This is a genomic window from Bacillus sp. 11C (assembly GCF_055486375.1).
On sequence record NZ_JBUPVZ010000014.1, the window covers coordinates 15,446 to 31,665 of the forward strand.

Here is a 16,220-nt window from a genome sequence, read left to right on the forward strand (position 1 = left end):
AATCCGTGAAGAAAGGTGCAGATACTATGGATAACATCAAAAAAATCAAGAACATTTATCCTCTGAGTCATATGCAAGAGGGAATGCTGTTTCATTCCTTCCTCCGTAAAGAGGAGGGGGCATACGTTGAGCAGTCGCTCTTCACCATTAAAGGGAGCCTCAGTTATGAATGGTTTCAGCACAGCATTCAAACCATCATCGACCGCCATGACATTTTCAGAACCGTGTTTTTGCCGCACGTCCCGCATTTGTCGGGACCTCGGCAAGTCGTGATGACAGAACGCGAATTCCATTTGTACAGCGAAGACATTTCCCATCTGCCCACAAACGGGCAGAATGAGTATATTGAATGCTTTAAGGAGAAGGACAAGCAAAAAGGCTTTGATTTGCAAAAAGACATGTTGATGCGGATTTATCTATTCAAAACAGCTGAAGAGGAGCATGTTTGCATCTGGAGCCACCATCACATTTTAATGGACGGCTGGTGCCTTGGCATCGTTCTTCAGGAATTTATGCGGATTTATCAATCGATTCATGCAGGAAAACCGCTTTCTTTAGACCCTGTCCGTCCGTACAGCACCTATATTTCCTGGCTGACAAACCGTGACAAAGAAACAGCGGCGGAGTACTGGGATTCCTATTTAAAAAACTACAGCACCCCATCACCGCTGCCTCGTGTGTCTGATGAAGAAACAAAAGAGGGTTATCAACGTGAAGATTTGATATTTTCATTAAATAAACCACTGACAGACAAGCTCAAAGAGACTGCCAAACAACATGGCGTCACGCTTGCCACCTTTATTCAGGCAGTTTGGGGTTTGATGCTGCAGCAATATAACCGCACTGACGACGTTGTATTTGGCGCGGTTGTCTCAGGCAGACCGTCAGAAATTCCGGGTGTGGAACAAATGATAGGATTGTTTATCAATACCATTCCGGTTCGGATCAAAACGCATCAAGACGAAACGTTTCAAGAGCTGCTCAGACGCAGCCAGAAAGAAATGCTGGAAGCCGATCCATTTACCTGCCAGCCTTTATTTGATATCCAGGCAAACACCGCATTAAAACAGGAACTGATTGATCACATTATAGTATTTGAAAACTATCCGTTACAGCAGAAAATCGCCGATTCAGCTGATCGCACCAGTTCACCGCTGCAAATTGATCAAGTGAAGGTATCTGAGCAATCAGGGTATAACTTTAATCTTGTCGTTGCTCCCGGTGAAGAGCTTGTCGTCAAGTTCAGCTATAACGCGTTCGTTTACGATACTGCCTGGATCAGCTGTATCAAGAGGCAATTTACGCAAGCGCTAAGCACAGCAGCACAGCACCCTGACATACCCATTGCTGATTTTTCTTTTCTAGATGTAACAGAAAAAGAGCAGATTGTCACACAGTTTAACCATACAAAAACAGAGTATCCAAAGAATCATACAATTATCAATTTATTTCGTAAACAAGCAGAAAAGACGCCAGATCATACCGCACTTGTGTATGGCACTATGTCCTTTTCGTATAAAGAGCTTGATAAACGCTCTGATGCACTTGCCAGAGAATTATATGAAAATGGGTTTCAGCAAAACGAGACAGCCGGAGTATTAGCTGCTCATTCTCCTGAATTCATTATCAGTGTGCTTGCCGTTTTAAAAGCAGGAGGAGCATACCTCCCGCTTGACGCCGAGCTCCCACCTGAACGTGTCAGCTTTATGCTCGAGGAAACACAAGCGAAAATACTAATTATTCAAAAAGGGTTAGAGGCAAACGCTTCGTTCTCAGGAACATGTATGACTTCAGATGCACAGGCCTGGATGGAAGAGAATGATACCCCTATCAACGTCGGCTCCAGTCCGGATGATCTTGCATACATCATGTATACCTCAGGCTCAACAGGCCAGCCGAAAGGCGTCATGATCACCAATCGAAATGTCGTGTCCCTTGTCAGCAACAGCAATTACACATCTGCGTCCGTTGATGACCGGTTTATTCTGACTGGATCTATCAGCTTTGACGCCGTCACCTTTGAAATGTTCGGGGCGCTTTTAAACGGCGCAAGCCTTCATATCATTGATAAATCGACACTGCTGTCACCTGATCGGTTTGGGGCGTATTTGCTTGAAAATGACATCTCAGTGCTATTTTTAACAACAGCTCTTTTTAATCAGCTGGCTCAAGCTCAAGCAGACATGTTCCGCGGACTCCATACGTTATATGTCGGCGGAGAAGCACTCTCGCCTGCCCTTATGAATGCTGTCAGACACGCCTGTCCAGATCTGGCGCTTCATAATATTTACGGGCCTACGGAAAACACGACATTTTCAACCTTTTTTAAGATGAAAAGAGACTATGCAGGGCCGATTCCGATCGGAAAACCAATCAGCAATAGCACCGCTTTCATCTTAGATGCAAAAGGCTGTCTTTTGCCAATAGGCGTTCCCGGAGAGCTTTGTGTCGGCGGTGATGGGGTCGCAAAAGGCTATTTGAACAGAGATGACCTGACAAATGATGTTTTTTCTCCTCATCCTTTCTTGTCTGGAGAAAGAATATATCGTACCGGTGATTTAGCTCGCTGGCTGCCCGATGGAAACTTAGAATACATCAGCAGGATTGACAGGCAGATGAAAATCAGGGGAAAACGAATTGAGCCCGCCGAAATTGAAGCGCGCCTGTTAGAAATGGAAGGCGTGCAGGAAGCGGCAGTGACAATGAAAGAAAAAGACGGAGAGGCGCAGCTGCACACTCATTACGTCAGCGATGGCAAAAGAACAGAAAAGGAGATCCGCGCCGATTTGGCGCGTGTGCTCCCGGACTATATGATCCCGCAGCACTGGGTGCGTGTGGACCGGATGCCGCTTACCGGAAACGGAAAAATAGACCGCAGCGCTCTTCCTATTCCAGAAAACAAGCCTGATAAACGGCAGGACATCACACTGCCCAGAAACTTGATTGAGGAAGAGTTGGCGAACATTTGGAAACATGTTCTCGGTGTCAAAACCATTAGTATTGATGATGACTTCTTTGCTCTTGGCGGACATTCGCTAAAAGCACTGCAAGTCATACACACATTGAAGCATCAGCAGCACATAGACATACCCATCGATTTCTTGTTCGAAAATCCGACCATCGCTCAGCTTGCCGAAAAACTTTATTCGAAACAGCTGACAGCGGCAGATGAACAGCATGTGATCAAACTGAACCAGCACGGCGCGCGAAACCTATTCTGCTTCCCGCCGATATCAGGATTTGGCATTTATTTCAAAGATCTTGCTTTATTGCTGAATGACAAGGCATCTGTCTATGGATTTCACTTTATTGAACATGACACCCGCATTGAACAATATGTCAATAGCATCACAGACATACAGCCTGAAGGCCCTTACGTTTTATTAGGCTACTCCGCGGGCGGAAATCTGGCTTTTGAAGTGGTACAGGCTATGGAGCGAAAAGGATTGGAAGTCAGTGACTTCATGATCGTGGACGCTTATCTAAAAGAACAGCCTATCCCTATCGATGCTGGAAATGACGAATCGGCAACTTACCTGCCTGAAGCAGTCAGAGAAAAGGTGATGAAGAAAAAAAGAAACTATCAGGAATATTGGGCGCAGTTGCTGAATGAAGGGCATATCAAAGCAAACATTCATTTCATTGAAGCTGGAATTCAAAACGAAACTGGCGAGCATACAGGCTTAACGAAATGGAAAGGCGCCGCCTTGGGAAACTACAGCGAATACACCGGTTTTGGCGCTCACAAAGACATGCTGGAAGGCACATATGCTGAAAAAAACGCTGACATCATCCTCGACATTTTAGACAAGATCACTTCAAATAAAGCACTACTGCACAAACGATAAGCGATTTAGCGGACAGAGGCATTCTCTGTCCGTCTTTCTTTTTATATCAAGAATGGATAAAGAACACGAGGGAATGATAACATCATCCTTTTTCTTGGAGGCTTGTCATGGATGATCTTTCTTGGCTTACTTTTATCATGCTGATTCTTGCCAGCTACAGGCTGACACATTTGATTGTATTCGACAAAATCACAGAATTTATCCGAAAACCTTTTATGAAAAAGAAAAGGATCGTTGATCAAAACGGGCATGTAGATGTAAAAAACGTTCCGGCTTCTAACTTTGGGTATATGCTCAATTGCTACTGGTGTGCCGGCGTTTGGTGTGCGATCTTGATCGGATTGGGCTATCTCTTTTTGCCTCGTATTGCAGTTCCAGTCATCTTTATTTTAGCCATCGCAGGAGCACAAGCGATTCTTGAAACAGCTGTCGGTGTCGGCGTAAAACTCGTTGATGTGTTAAAGAGCCTGCAAACCATGATAAATGATAAAAAGTCCTAAAGCAGCACAAATATGCTTCAGGACTTTTTTCGTTTATCTGGTGATATAGACGTAAATCCTGATTTCTTCAAACCGATTAAGCACCCTTTTACAGCCCGGGAATACCGTAATAGCGAAAAGTGAAAGTGATGTAATGGGGGAGAAGAAACAGAATGAAGGTTCGCCAAAAGCCGATTGTCCGTTTCCTTGTCAGCTTGATCATCGGAACGTTTGTTATATCCGTTCCGTTTATGGCCAATGCGCATCCTGACAGGGAACTAAGAGCCGTATGGATTGCTTCCGTCTTAAACCTTGATTGGCCGTCAAAGAAAGGTTTAACAACGGAAGAACAAAAACAAGAGTATATCAAACTGCTTGACGATGTACAGACAATGGGAATGAATGCCGTTATTGTCCAGATTAAGCCGACGGCAGATGCCTTTTATCCGTCCGCTTACGGACCTTGGTCTGAGTACTTAACCGGTGTCCAAGGTAAAGACCCGGGCTATGATCCGCTAGCATTTTTGATTGAAGAAACCCATAAACGAAATTTGGAATTTCACGCATGGTTTAATCCTTACCGTATTACGATGAATCATACAGATCTCGATAAATTGTCTGAGGATCATCCGGCACGAAAGCATCCAGAATGGGTTGCCGCTTATGGAAACCAGCTTTATTACCATCCGGGCATTCCTGAAGCGAGAGATTTTATCGTGAAAAGCATTGAGGAAGTCGTAAAACATTATGATATCGATGCTGTTCATATGGATGATTATTTTTACCCCTATAAAATAGCGGGACAGGAATTTCCTGATCAAGGACAATATGAACAATATGGAAAAGGCACGTTTTCCAATATTGATGACTGGCGGCGTGATAATGTGAACCAGCTAGTCAAACAAATCAACCAAACGATCAAGGCCGCAAAACCCTACGTCAAATTCGGCATCAGTCCATTTGGTGTATGGAGAAACGCGGCAGATGACCCAACCGGATCAAATACCAAAGCAGGCGTCAGGAACTATGACGACCTATACGCCGACACAAGACATTGGATTCAAGAAGGAGACATCGATTATATTGCGCCGCAAATCTATTGGAGCATCGGCTTTAACGCAGCGGCTTACGACGTGCTGGCTGATTGGTGGAGCAATGAAGTCAACAATAGGCCTGTTCATTTATATATTGGGCAGGCAGCTTATAAAATCAACAACAACTTTGATAAGCCATGGTCCGACCCAGAGGAGTATGTAAGACAAATCACCTTAAACCGTCAGCTTGAGCTTGTAAAAGGAAGCATGCACTTCAGCCTCAAAGACCTCAACAAAAATCCGCTTGGCATTAAAGACAGGCTCATCACCGAGCTTTACAGCAAACCGGCATTGGTTCCGCAAATGCCTTGGCTTGACAGTGCCGCACCAAAAAAACCAAAGCTTACGAAGGTCATCAAAGACAAAAACGGCAATCTGCTGCTCATTCAAGATCACCCGTCAAATCAAAAAACAAAAGAAACTACCTATTATGCGATATACAGAGCCGAAGGGGAATCGACCAAAACATTGCTGGGAACCGTGAGAAAAACAAATGGGCAGCAAACCTTCTTAGATGAAACAGCAGACCCAAATAAGAAGTATACGTATTATGTCACTTCAGCAGACCGGCTCCATAACGAAAGCAAGGCTTCCAAACGAAAGACAAAATAAGAAGTGAGAAGGACGGCTTTCAAAGTCGTCTTTTTTTAAAAAAAGTGATGTTGGAGACAGGATGCTTATGATAAGCCGCTGAATTTGTTAAAGAAAAGAAAAAGCAAGGGAGAGACTCACATGAATATGGAAGCGGTTTTTGGACATTTCCCAGTATTGGAATCTGAGAATCTAGTTTTAAGTAAAATTGAAGAGGTGCACGTACAGGACGTATTTTCGATTTATGATAATGTCAGAGTATTTGAATACTGCGGCATCATCCCGAAACATAACATAAAAACAGTACATAAAATGATCGGCCATTTTGATAGGGATTACAACAAAAAAAGCAGAATTAAGTGGGGGATTTTTCCGAAGAATCAAGAGAATACACTGGTTGGGATTATTGAAGCGATGGATTTTAATCAAAAAGTAAACATGGTAACAATTGGATACTACTTAGGTGAAGAATACTGGGGGAAAGGCTTTGCTACAGAATCCGTCCGCATGCTTGCAGTATTTTTATTTAAACATGTCAATGTAAACAGGATTCAAGCTGAAGTCATGCCTGAAAATGAAGCTTCAAAAAACGTCCTCTTAAAAAACAATTTTATAAAAGAAGGATTGCTCAGGCAGGAGTCCTATTGGTCAGGTAAAGGAGTTGTTGATGTAGAGATATACGGCCTTCTTAAAAACGAATACATATAAGTCTTTCTTTTTTCAAATACAATCCGAATATCAATGTCTGACAGAAGAGCTCACTTAATTGCGGGGCGAATTTCCAATCTAGTCTGGACAGATGCCATGCTATTTTTTGTCCTATTCGGAGACCGTTTTAACTGATCCGGCTGAAGAACCCTTTTTGCTGCACTTTCTTTTCTTGAACCGGACACCGCTCTTGTTTTATGCCTATGTTCTTTCTCTATCAAAAACTGGATCGATCACAGTTCCCGACACTATCAAATAGGCCCGCCATTGCGTTTGCGATATGGATGTATGCTATGTATGCTCATCCCGTAGATGTTTTTACATAAAAAATGACCCCGTTTTAATTTTCAGACTTCTTTTGTCAGGGAATGATTACAGAACTCGCCTAATAGGATGTTACAAAGATGTGAAGGAGGAAACCACGTGAATTTTGAGCTGACAAAAGAACAGCAAATGGTGCGTGAAATGGTAAAGGATTTTGCGAAAAAAGAAATTGCTCCTCACGCTGAACATGTAGATCAAACAGGCGAGTTCCCGATTCAAACATTTAAAAAAATGGGTGAACTCGGGCTGATGGGCATTCCATTTCCAGAAGAATACGGCGGATCGGGAGGAGATACAATTTCATATGCCTTAGCGGTTGAAGAAATCGGCAAAGCCTGCGGCAGTACTGGATTAAGCTATGCAGCGGCGGTCTCCCTCGGCGCAAGCCCGCTTTATTACTTCGGAACAGAAGAACAAAAAAAAGCGCATTTGACTCCGCTGGCGTCGGGCAAAGCACTCGGATCATTCGGCCTAACGGAACCAAATGCCGGATCAGATGCAGGAGGCACTCAAACGAAAGCGGTAACAAACGGTGACGAGTACGTGATTAACGGCGAAAAATGCTGGATCACAAATGCAAGCTACGCACGCACAGTGATTGTGACCGCAGTAACAGGCAAAAACAAAGACGGAAAAAACATCATTTCCGCATTGATTGTGCCGGCTGACACACCCGGACTTACGATTACGAGCCCGTACGATAAAATGGGCGTCCGAGGTTCAAACACAGCGGAAATTTTGCTTGAGGATGTCAGAGTGCCTGCGGGCAACTTACTCGGTGATCCAACAAAAGGGTTTAAGCAGTTTCTATACACGCTGGACGGCGGACGAATCTCTATCGCCGCTCTTGCAGTCGGCATTGCCCAAGCCGCACTTGAAGCATCATTGGCATATGCGAAAGAACGGAAGCAGTTCGGACAGCCGATTTCTTCCTTTCAGGCGATACAATTTAAGCTTGCTGACATGGCGATGGAAATTGATCTGGCGCGGCAAATGGTGTTAAAAGCCGCATGGCTGAAAGACCATAACCGATCGTTCACAAAAGAAGCGGCGTATGCCAAGCTCTTTGCATCTGAAATGGCGACAAGAGCTTGCAATCAAGCCATTCAAATCCATGGAGGTTCAGGCTATATGAGGGAATATGGGGTAGAGCGGATGCTGCGGGACGCAAAATTAATGGAAATCGGTGAAGGCACATCTGAAATTCAGCGTATCGTGATCGCCAGACAGCTTTTAACGTAAAATGTAAACGCTTTCCCGTCTCTTAGAAAGGAGGAACAATGCATGGCTGAACTCATCCATTCCACAATCGGCAGACTGCTGGAACAAACCGCTGTAACCTATCCCGATCAAGAAGCGGTTGTTTATCCAGACAGACATATCCGCTATACGTACGCCCAATTTGACAGCCTGTGCCGTCAAACCGCTAAAGCGCTCATGCGGATGGGGATTGGGAAAGGAGACCACGTAGCCATATGGGCTTCAAATATCCCCGAATGGCTGGCCGTTCAGTTCGCCACCGCAAAAATCGGAGCCGTGCTCGTGACCGTCAATACCAATTACCAAGCACACGAGCTCGATTACTTGTTAAAGCAATCGGATGCCGCGGCGCTTATTGTCATGGATTCATACCGGGGCACTTCTTACACAGACATCCTGAACAGCCTCATTCCAGAGCTGCAAATCGCCGAGCCCGGGCAGCTGACATCAGAACGCTATCCCTTTTTAAAAACGCTGATCTATATTGGCGATAAACCTTTGCCGGGCATGTATCATTGGGGGGATACAGAGAGATTTGCAAAAACAGTGACAGATGCTGAACTGGAAGCAAGAATGAACAGCCTTGAAAAAGACGATGTGATCAACATGCAATACACATCAGGAACGACAGGGTTTCCTAAAGGTGTGATGCTGACCCATTTTAATGTCATCAATAACGCTGCCAATATAGCTGAATGTATGGCATTAACCTCTCAAGACCGCATGTGCATCCCTGTCCCGTTTTTTCACTGTTTCGGATGCGTGCTCGGGGTTTTGGCGTGTGTGTCCGTCGGGGCAGCCATGATACCTGTACAGGAATTTGATCCCGTTTCCGTTCTTAAAACGGTCGAAAAAGAGAAATGCACAGCGCTCCACGGCGTGCCGAACATGTTTATCGCCGAGCTGCATCATCCGGATTTTGAAGCATATGATTTATCGACGCTCCGAACAGGCATCATGGCCGGCTCTCCCTGTCCAAGTGAAGTGATGAAAGCTGTCATTGAAAAGATGGGCATGAAAGATATTACGATCGCCTATGGACAAACCGAAGCCTCACCGGTCATTACGCAAACGAGAGCCAATGATTCCTTCATAAGGAGAGTCGATACAACCGGCCGCGCCCTGCCTCATGCAGAAGTGAAAATTGTAGAGCCCGGAACATGTCAAGAAGTTCAAAGAGGCGTGCAGGGAGAGCTATGCACCCGCGGCTACCACGTCATGAAAGGCTATTATAAAGACAAAGAAGCGACTAGAAAAGCAATCAATTACGACGGATGGCTGTTTACCGGAGATCTTGCTGTCATGGATGAAGACGGGTACTGCCGCATCACCGGAAGATTAAAAGACATGCTCATTAGAGGCGGTGAAAACATTTACCCGCGGGAAACCGAAGAATTTTTATATCGGCATCCTGATATTTTAGATGTACAGGTCGTTGGTGTGCCTGACGCCAAATTCGGGGAGGAGGCCGCAGCCTGGATTAAACTGAAAGACGGGAAAACTGCTTCACCTGAAGAAATTAAGGACTATTGCAAAGGGAATATCGCCCGCCACAAAATTCCGCGTTATGTGATTTTTACAGACGAGTACCCGATGACGGCTTCAGGCAAAATTCAAAAATATAAACTGCGTGAAAAAACGATTGAAATGTTCAACTTATCATGTCAATGAGGTGAAGCCATGTTTACAAAAGTACTAATCGCCAACCGCGGAGAAATCGCAATGAGAATTATCCGAACGTGCAGCCGCCTCGGCATCAAAACGGCTGCGGTTTATTCTGAAGCAGACAGAGACGCGCCCCATACAAAAGCGGCCACAGAGGCTTATTTGATCGGGGGATCAAGAGTCAGTGAAAGTTATTTAAATATAGAGAGAATTATAGAGACGGCGAAAAAAGCAAACGCCGACGCGATCCACCCGGGATACGGGTTATTATCAGAAAACAGCCGATTCGCTGAACGCTGCAAGCAAGAAAACATCGTGTTTATCGGCCCTGCACCCGATATCATCGCAAAGATGGGCAGCAAAATTGAAGCGCGAAAAGCAATGGAGGCAGCAGGAGTCCCTGTCGTTCCCGGCATTTCTGAATCCCTCGGAGACATTCAGGCAGCCTGCCGTACCGCACGTCAAATCGGCTACCCCGTCATGCTGAAAGCTTCAGCGGGCGGAGGAGGCATCGGAATGCAGCTTGTTCAGAACGAAGAAGCATTAAGAAAGGCGTACGAGGGGAACAAAAAGCGCGCCGCAGATTTTTTCGGCGACGGATCGATGTATATAGAGAAAGTCATTGAACATGCCCGCCACATCGAAGTTCAGCTTTTGGCCGATCAGCATGGCCATACAGTACACCTGTTTGAACGCGATTGCTCAGTTCAAAGGCGCCATCAAAAGGTCATTGAAGAAGCGCCGTCTCCATTTTTAGACGATCAACTGAGAATGAAGATCGGGCAAACGGCAGTAAAAGCAGCCAAAGCGATCGGCTATACGAACGCAGGAACCATTGAATTTTTAGTTGATCCGAATCAAAACTTTTATTTCCTCGAAATGAATACGAGATTGCAAGTTGAACACCCCGTGACTGAAGAAATAACAGGCCTGGACTTAGTAGAGCAGCAGTTACGTATTGCTGCGGGCCAAACTCTCACATTCTCTCAAAAAGACATCAAACGAAACGGGCATGCGATAGAGGTCAGAATATACGCGGAAGATCCGAAGACCTTCTATCCGTCACCGGGAACGATCTCTGCGTTTTCACTCCCTGGCCAAACAGGCGTCAGACACGAATGTGCGGTAGCGAAAGACAGTACTGTCACCCCTTTTTATGACCCGATGATCGCCAAAATGATTGTCAAAGGCCAAAACAGAGAGGAGGCAATTGAAAAACTGGAGACAGCGCTCCGCGACTATCGGATAGAGGGAATCAAAACAAATCTTCCGCTTCTCATACAGGCTGCGGCATCAAAAGCATTTAAAGAAGGGGATGTTACGACTGACTTTTTGAAACAACACCTATAAAGGAGGCAGTTGTCATGACAGTTAAGATACAAATGGCGGGAAACCTGTGGAAAGTGCACGTCAAAGCCGGCGACCAAATTGAAAAAGGCCAGGAAGTTGCCATTCTGGAATCAATGAAAATGGAAATCCCGATCGTTTCAGACAGAAGCGGAACCGTAAAAGAAGTCAAAAAACATGAGGGCGATTTCGCAAATGAAGGAGACGTGCTGCTCGTACTGAGCGATTCCACTCAATAATCTGGAGGAAGAACATGCCATATCCTAAAAAAGTGAACATCAAAGAAGTCGGTCCGCGTGACGGCTTACAAAACGAGCCAGTATGGATCGCAACAGAAGATAAAATCACTTGGGTCAACCAGCTTTCCCGAACAGGGCTTTCCTACATCGAAATCACATCCTTCGTTCACCCGAAATGGATTCCGGCGCTTCGAGATGCGATAGACGTCGCAAAAGGCATCGACCGTGTAAAGGAGGTAACGTACGCGGCACTTGTTCCGAATCAAAAGGGACTGGAGAACGCGCTTGAAGGAGGCATTGACGAAGCTTGCATCTTTATGTCCGCCAGCGAGACGCACAATAGAAAAAACATCAACAAATCGACTTCTGAAACTCTTCGTATGCTCAAAAAAGTAAACGATGATGCTATAAAAGCAAACCTCACAACAAGAGCCTACCTCTCAACCGTTTTCGGCTGTCCATACGAAAAAGACGTCCCCATTGAACAAGTGATTCGCCTTTGTGAAGCCCTATTTGAATTTGGAATTTCTGAACTGTCGCTTGGAGATACAATCGGAGCGGCAAATCCCGCCCAAGTTGAAACCGTGCTTGAAGCTCTTTTGCCACGATTCCCCGCCAATCAATTGGCCCTGCATTTTCATGATACGAGAGGAACGGCGCTGGCCAACATGGTCACAGCGCTCCAAATGGGCATCACTGTGTTCGACGGCTCGGCAGGCGGGCTTGGGGGCTGCCCATATGCTCCAGGTTCGTCAGGAAACGCCGCAACTGAGGACATCGTGTATATGCTTGAACAGATGGGCATCAAAACAAATGTAAAGCTCGATAAACTGCTTTCTGCGGCCAAATGGATAGAAGAGAAAATGGGCAAACAGCTGCCGAGCCGAAATTTACAGGTGTTTAAATCATCTTCATAAAAGAGAGGACAAATACAATGGAAGAATCTATTCTTTTTACCGTTCAAAACGATCACATTGCCGTGATCACTTTAAATAGGCCTCAGGCGGCAAATGCTCTTTCAGCGGATATGCTCAAAAACCTGCATGTGATTCTTCAGGAAATTGAATTCAATGCAAACATCCGCTGCGTCATCCTCACAGGTACCGGCGAAAAAGCGTTTTGCGCGGGGGCAGACTTAAAAGAACGGCTAAAGCTGAAAGAAGATCAGGTTCTTGAAAGTGTATCTCTCATTCAAAGAACCGCGGCTTTGCTTGAAGCCCTGCCGCAGCCGGTTATAGCTGCGATAAACGGAAGCGCATTGGGCGGCGGTCTTGAATTGTCATTGGCATGCGACCTTCGAATCGCAGCTGAATCTGCCGTGCTGGGCCTTCCGGAAACAGGGTTAGCCATTATCCCAGGCGCTGGAGGAACCCAAAGGCTCCCGCGGCTGATTGGCAGGGGAAAAGCAAAAGAATTAATTTATACAGGCAGACGCGTAACTGCACACGAAGCAAAGGAGATAAGCCTTGTAGAGCATGTCACGGTTCCCTGTAACCTCATGCCAAAAGCAGAGGAACTGGCCGCAGCCATTTCTGCCAACGGGCCAATCGCTGTCCGTCAGGCTAAATTCGCAATCAATAAAGGATTGGAGACAGATCTCGCTACAGGTCTGGCGATTGAACAAAAAGCATATGAACATACCATTCCGACAAAAGACAGAAGAGAAGGACTTCAGGCGTTTCAAGAAAAAAGACGGGCCGTATACAAGGGAATATAAAAGGGAGGCAATGCTCATGGATTATGAAAAGGAACGAACAGAACGGGCCGATCGGATACGACAAGGCGGGGCGGAAAAGTATCATCAGAGCAACCAAGAAAAAGGCAAGCTCTTTGTCAGAGAACGGCTTGCTCTTTTGTTTGACGATGACATCGAGCTTGAAGACGCTTTTTTTGCGGAATGCATGTCAGACGGGCTTCCCGCTGACGGAGTCATAACAGCCATCGGCAAAATCGGCGGCCAAACCGTTTGCGCCATGGCCAATGACTCAACGGTAAAAGCAGGCTCATGGGGAGCGAAAACCGTTGAAAAAATCATCAGAATTCAAGAAACAGCGCAAAAATTAAACTGTCCGCTCCTTTATTTAGTCGATTCGGCAGGTGCCAGAATTACCGACCAAATCAATGTATTTCCAGGGAGACGCGGCGCGGGAAGAATTTTTTACAATCAAGTCAAATTATCAGGACGCATTCCGCAAATCTGCCTGCTTTTCGGACCGTCTGCCGCAGGAGGCGCTTATATCCCGGCCTTTTGTGACATTGTCGTCATGGTAGACGGTAACGCCTCCATGTATTTAGGCTCACCAAGGATGGCGGAAATGGTCATTGGCGAAAAAGTGTCTCTCGAAGAAATGGGCGGCGCCCGTATGCATTGCTCAATCTCAGGGTGCGGAGATATTCTTGCAGACACTGAAGAAGAAGCCATACGTCTGGCACGGGCTTATTTATCGTACTTTCCGGCTAATTATCAAGCTAAAGCGCCCATTCAGGATAAACGCCCGCCAAAACACTTCGACAGCCCGCTTGCCGACGTCATTCCGCAGAACCAAAATGCGCCATTTGATATGCATGAGCTGATAGAGCGGGTCATTGATGAAGACTCATTTTTTGAAATCAAAACTTTATTCGCACCGGAAATAATAACGGCCCTCGCACGAATTCACGGACAGCCTGTCGGTATTGTTGCAAACCAGCCGAAGGTAAAAGGCGGCGTCTTATTCCATGATTCAGCAGACAAAGCGGCTAAATTTATTACCTTATGTGACGCGTTTCATATCCCATTGCTGTTCTTAGCAGATATTCCCGGCTTTATGATCGGCACAAAGGTAGAACAAGCGGGTATTATCAGGCACGGGGCAAAAATGATTTCAGCGATGTCAGAGGCAACTGTTCCCAAGCTCTCTGTCATTGTCCGAAAAGCGTACGGAGCGGGGTTGTACGCAATGGCAGGGCCGGCATTTGAACCGGATTGCTGCTTGGCGCTCCCAACCGCCCAAATCGCAGTCATGGGCCCAGAAGCAGCTGTAAACGCCGTCTACGCGAAAAAAATCGCCGAGCTGCCGAAAGAAGAGAGGGTGCCATTTATCAGCAGCAAACGGGAGGAATACAAAGAGGACATCAATATATACCGCCTGGCTTCAGAGATGATCATCGATGCCGTCATTCCAGCCAATTCGCTGCGTGATGAACTGGCCAAACGGCTCAAGGCATATATGACAAAGGAAATGACATTTACCAATCGAAAGCATCCGGTTTATCCTGTGTAAAAAAGCAAGGAATGAGGGTGGAGCGCAAAAAGCGCTCCTTTTATTTATTAACAATAATCACATTATGTTAACTAATCAACTTTGCATAAAACGCTATGTTTTTTAGAATAGTAAATAAAGGCTGCCTCACTAGCGGCAATTATCAGTTCATCATAAAAAGGGGCCTACATTATGTATCATTTATATTCACATAACGACTTGGACGGAGTAGGGTGCGGAATCGTAGCAAAATTGGCTTTCGGGAAAGATGTGGAGATCCGATATAACTCTGTCAACGGCTTAAACGCTCAGGTGCAGCTCTTTTTAGAAAAAGCGAAAGAGAACAACAGACAAGATGCGTTATTCATCACCGATCTCGCCGTTAACGAAGAAAACGAAGAGAGATTGAATGAGTATGTTCAAGCGGGCGGAAAAGTGAAGCTGATTGACCATCATAAAACAGCTCTTCATTTAAATGAGCATGAATGGGGATTTGTCCAAGTGGAATACGATGATGGACGGCTTTCATCGGCCACATCGCTGTTATATGACTATCTCGTTAAAAATGGCTTCATGAAACCGACAAATGCCTTAGATCAATTCACAGAACTCGTCCGCCAATATGATACATGGGAATGGGAACGGTACGATCAAAAACAGGCGAAGCGGCTTAATGACCTTTTCTTTTTGCTGTCAATCGATGAATTTGTAAAAAAAATGATTCAGCGTCTTTCTGCGCATGATGAATTTTTCTTTGATGAATTTGAAGAAAAGCTGCTTGATTTAGAAGACGAAAAAATCGAGCGCTACCTCCGCAGGAAGAAAAGGGAATTGGTGCAAACCTTTGTTCACGAACACTGTGCGGGCATCGTTCACGCAGAATCGTACCATTCAGAGCTTGGAAACAGGCTTGGAAAAGAAAATCCGCATCTTGATTACATTGCGATTTTAAGCATGGGGTCAAAACGAGTCAGCCTGCGCACCATTCACGATGACATCGATGTGTCAGAAATCGCCGGCCGATACGGAGGCGGAGGACATGCAAAGGCATCCGGCTGTTCTATAACCGACGAAGTATACGAATTGTTTGTTGCTGAAGCATTTCGAATTGATCCTGTCAGGCCGGATGCTTTCCGTAACTTCTATAACCTAAAGGGGTCTGCCAACGGATCATTATATGAAAATCGCGCACAAATGAGATTTTTTCTGTTTCCTTTAGACAACGAGTGGAATATTCAAATTAACGGGGAAACACAGGATGAAACATTCACATCTTTTGAAGAAGCAGAATGGTTTATGAAAAGAAATTATGCCGCATCGCTCGTGCGTGATGAAGTATTTGTTGCATTTTTAGCGGAGCACTTGAAGCTGGCAAACCAACAGCGCAGATAAAAAAATATGCATAGGGGTGCATCAATCATCC

The 16,220-nt window shown here is 45.5% G+C and carries 12 protein-coding genes and 1 pseudogene; all 13 read left to right on the forward strand.

All coding sequences use genetic code 11. The features are described 5' to 3' along the window. Window positions 1-5 precede the first annotated feature (5 nt). The 13 genes and pseudogenes from ACY3LV_RS17050 (at window position 6) to nrnB (ending at window position 16,189) form a co-directional block, all read left to right on the forward strand. A complete protein-coding gene (locus tag ACY3LV_RS17050) occupies window positions 6-3,848 on the forward strand; it encodes a non-ribosomal peptide synthetase (protein ID WP_464864228.1) in 3,843 nt (1,280 codons plus the stop codon). 107 nt (window positions 3,849-3,955) lie between these two features. Then, window positions 3,956-4,348 carry a DUF1360 domain-containing protein gene (locus tag ACY3LV_RS17055; protein WP_148961682.1) on the forward strand — a complete coding sequence of 131 codons (393 nt, stop codon included), beginning with the start codon at window positions 3,956-3,958 and terminating at the stop codon, window positions 4,346-4,348. Between the two features lie 152 nt (window positions 4,349-4,500). Further along, window positions 4,501-6,033 carry a glycoside hydrolase family 10-like protein gene (locus tag ACY3LV_RS17060; RefSeq protein WP_464864207.1) on the forward strand — a complete coding sequence of 511 codons (1,533 nt, stop codon included), beginning with the start codon at window positions 4,501-4,503 and terminating at the stop codon, window positions 6,031-6,033. 120 nt (window positions 6,034-6,153) lie between these two features. Next, window positions 6,154-6,258, forward strand: a pseudogene (locus ACY3LV_RS17065) (GNAT family N-acetyltransferase); the annotation flags it as partial. Next, window positions 6,253-6,720, forward strand: a complete 468-nt coding sequence (locus tag ACY3LV_RS17070) for a GNAT family N-acetyltransferase (RefSeq protein WP_464864229.1) — start codon at window positions 6,253-6,255, stop codon at window positions 6,718-6,720. The pseudogene ACY3LV_RS17065 and the gene ACY3LV_RS17070, both read left to right, overlap by 6 nt. A gap of 423 nt (window positions 6,721-7,143) precedes the next feature. Then, a complete protein-coding gene (locus ACY3LV_RS17075) occupies window positions 7,144-8,286 on the forward strand; it encodes an acyl-CoA dehydrogenase family protein (RefSeq protein WP_148961685.1) in 1,143 nt (380 codons plus the stop codon). A 42-nt stretch (window positions 8,287-8,328) separates the two neighbouring features. Then, window positions 8,329-9,975 (forward strand): AMP-binding protein, encoded by a 1,647-nt coding sequence (locus tag ACY3LV_RS17080; RefSeq protein WP_464864208.1) that lies wholly within the window; start codon window positions 8,329-8,331, stop codon window positions 9,973-9,975. A 9-nt stretch (window positions 9,976-9,984) separates the two neighbouring features. Continuing rightward, the gene (locus ACY3LV_RS17085) at window positions 9,985-11,319 is read left to right on the forward strand and encodes an acetyl-CoA carboxylase biotin carboxylase subunit (RefSeq protein WP_464864209.1); all 1,335 of its coding nucleotides are present in this window, start codon (window positions 9,985-9,987) and stop codon (window positions 11,317-11,319) included. Between the two features lie 14 nt (window positions 11,320-11,333). Further along, window positions 11,334-11,555 carry an acetyl-CoA carboxylase biotin carboxyl carrier protein subunit gene (locus tag ACY3LV_RS17090; protein ID WP_148961688.1) on the forward strand — a complete coding sequence of 74 codons (222 nt, stop codon included), beginning with the start codon at window positions 11,334-11,336 and terminating at the stop codon, window positions 11,553-11,555. A gap of 14 nt (window positions 11,556-11,569) precedes the next feature. Continuing rightward, on the forward strand, window positions 11,570-12,472 hold the full coding sequence (gene ldeG, locus ACY3LV_RS17095; RefSeq protein ID WP_464864210.1) for a hydroxymethylglutaryl-CoA lyase: 903 nt from the start codon (window positions 11,570-11,572) through the stop codon (window positions 12,470-12,472). 17 nt (window positions 12,473-12,489) lie between these two features. Next, window positions 12,490-13,272 carry an enoyl-CoA hydratase gene (locus tag ACY3LV_RS17100; protein WP_333517439.1) on the forward strand — a complete coding sequence of 261 codons (783 nt, stop codon included), beginning with the start codon at window positions 12,490-12,492 and terminating at the stop codon, window positions 13,270-13,272. A gap of 10 nt (window positions 13,273-13,282) precedes the next feature. After that, window positions 13,283-14,818 carry an acyl-CoA carboxylase subunit beta gene (locus ACY3LV_RS17105; protein ID WP_464864211.1) on the forward strand — a complete coding sequence of 512 codons (1,536 nt, stop codon included), beginning with the start codon at window positions 13,283-13,285 and terminating at the stop codon, window positions 14,816-14,818. A gap of 171 nt (window positions 14,819-14,989) precedes the next feature. Continuing rightward, window positions 14,990-16,189: an oligoribonuclease NrnB gene (nrnB, locus tag ACY3LV_RS17110; protein ID WP_464864212.1), complete on the forward strand. Its 1,200-nt coding sequence runs from the start codon at window positions 14,990-14,992 to the stop codon at window positions 16,187-16,189. Window positions 16,190-16,220 lie beyond the last annotated feature (31 nt).